Origin of the sequence: Psychrobacter sp. SHUES1 (genome assembly GCF_001652315.1) — a bacterium.
Lineage (GTDB): Bacteria > Pseudomonadota > Gammaproteobacteria > Pseudomonadales > Moraxellaceae > Psychrobacter > Psychrobacter faecalis.
The window spans coordinates 1-2,171 of the sequence record NZ_LXWA01000112.1 but is presented as its reverse complement, the minus strand read 5'-3'; the positions used below and the strand labels follow the sequence as shown (position 1 = coordinate 2,171).

The following is a 2,171-nucleotide window of genomic DNA, read 5'->3' as shown; positions in this document are numbered from 1 at the left end:
CTGCTTTGAGACAACAGGGCCGACGCCTTTAATAGTTTGTAGCAGATATTGGTCTTGCTTTAAATTGGGATGACCATCGATATGGTCATCAATATCACCATTGAGCTTAACAATGGCGGCTTGCAAAGAGACTATCATCTGCTCAATAGACGCTTTAACGATAGGAGCGGTGTCTGTGGCCTCCGTTTTTTCCAATCGATTCAGCTCACGTTGTAAGTCTTCTTGTAGCGCGTCTAAGCGCGACAGTAAAGACTTGAGGTGACGCGCCTCTGCTGGCGGCGGTGTCCACAATTTAGGCTTAGCACTATAGGTGTAGCGGGCTAATAACATACTATCTTTCTTATCCGTCTTGTTGCGACTTCCTAAACTAGCAGCATAGCTTTTGATATAAGCAGGATTGATAATACTGACGTTAAGACCTTTATCAAATAGGTAGTAGGCGATGTTCTCGTGATAGACTCCTGTGGCCTCGACCGTGATGTGAATATTACTTAAGTCGTCAGTGATGTTAGCAATGAGCCAGTTGATAAGAGCAGCGTAGTCACTGTAATCATTTTTAAAGACTTTGGTTTTAAATTTGAGATTATCAGTGGCTTTGAGCCAGGCGATATCTAGCTTGTTTTTACTGACGTCTATGCCGATATAGTGTGTCATCTTATTGTCTTCCCTTGTCTATGCAGTGTCACTCATGACACCTTGGTAGATGGCGAGGCACTTGGATACCATTCAGAATATGAAGATGATGGGATGAGCATTGGGCATAATCTCTTACACAGTGTCTAGGCACTAAGGTTATACTCATACTCTCAATGCTCATGAATAACTGCTTTATTTTATCAACTTTCATCGATAGTATTAAGCGATTATTCAAGATACAAGGTTATACTAACCCGAAGAAGGAAAATAGTATGACCAACAAACGCAATCAATATACCCGAGAATTTAAATTAGAAGCGATTAGCTTAGTTGTTGATCACAACCGCACCATACCTGACGTGGCCAATTCCTTAGGGATAGGTAAATCCACCTTGCAGAAATGGCTGAGTCAATACCGTCAAGAAATCAGTGGCGAAGCACCTAAAGCCGGCAACGCTTTAACGGATGAACAGCGCGAGCTTCAAGAGCTGCGTAAGCAGGTTAAGCGGCTGACTATGGAGCGCGACATTCTAAATGAGGAGGGATAAAGCGAAGCACTGCTTCGCCCCGACGCAAGACGAGAGCTATGCTCGAGTGAGGCTTCTGCTCTGCTGGCCTTGGACAGCCTGAACGGCTATCGTTAATAAGACAGCTTGCAGAGCAAGACGAACAGGTCAGTAAAAGCCTTCTGTGCAAGCTGTTTGGCGTGATGAAGAGCAGTTACTACTATGGACTAAAGCCCAAGCCTATCAGCCTTGAAACCGTCAAAACTAAAGCATTAGTCCGCCAAATATTTAACGACTCAAAGCGCTCAGCAGGCGCTCGCAGCATTGCCGCTATACTAATGAATGAACACGGCATCAAGCTGACCCGCTATATAGCAGGTAAATTCATGGCGCAGATGGGGCTTAAAAGCTGTCAATTGAAAACGCATAAATATAAGCATGCTGATGAAGAACACAAAGCTCATGACAATATACTGAACCGTAATTTTAGCCCATCAGCGCCCAATCATGTCTGGACAGGTGATGTCACATATATTCGTATCAAAGGCGGCTGGTGCTACCTAGCTATCGTTTTAGATTTATATGCTCGTCGTATTGTTGGCTTTGCTGTATCAGATTCGCCTGACAGTATGCTGACAACCAAAGCGCTGCAGATGGCGTATCAGTCGCGCTTAAAGCCAAGTGGGGTGTTGTTTCACTCTGATCAAGGCACCCATTACATTAGCAAGAAGTTTGCTGAATCCGTGGCAAGTTGTAATGGCATGAAGCAGAGCATGAGCCGAAAAGGTAACTGTTGGGACAACGCGCCAACTGAAAGGTTCTTCAGGAGCTTTAAAACAGAATGGATGCCAAAGGGCGGTTATGAGAATATTGCTGAAGCTCGGACTGCCATTATTGATTATATTTGGGGCTATTATCAGTCAGTGAGACCACACCGTTTTAATGACTATTTAACACCGCTAGAAAAAGAGAAACGCTACTTTAACAAAAACCTCTTATCAGGTGTCCTAAATTAGTTGACCACTATAT

General features: G+C 43.9%; 3 protein-coding genes. 2 read left to right on the top strand and 1 reads right to left on the bottom strand.

All coding sequences use genetic code 11. The features are described from left to right. Positions 1-654 (bottom strand): IS110 family transposase (locus A7325_RS12980; protein ID WP_068408802.1); only part of this gene is annotated, 654 nt, incomplete at its 3' end. 254 nt (positions 655-908) lie between these two features. On the opposite strand from A7325_RS12980, the gene A7325_RS12975 reads away from it, so the two are divergent. Then, positions 909-1,184 carry a transposase gene (locus A7325_RS12975; protein ID WP_068408800.1) on the top strand — a complete coding sequence of 92 codons (276 nt, stop codon included), beginning with the start codon at positions 909-911 and terminating at the stop codon, positions 1,182-1,184. Between the two features lie 95 nt (positions 1,185-1,279). Then, the gene (locus A7325_RS12970; RefSeq protein ID WP_068408798.1) at positions 1,280-2,158 is read left to right on the top strand and encodes an IS3 family transposase; all 879 of its coding nucleotides are present in this window, start codon (positions 1,280-1,282) and stop codon (positions 2,156-2,158) included. Positions 2,159-2,171 lie beyond the last annotated feature (13 nt).

What these genes read in the sequence shown, in the direction of transcription:
- A7325_RS12975 (WP_068408800.1), top strand. Translation starts at nt 909, where the DNA reads ATGACCAACAAACGCAATCAATATACCCGAGAATTTAAATTAGAAGCG.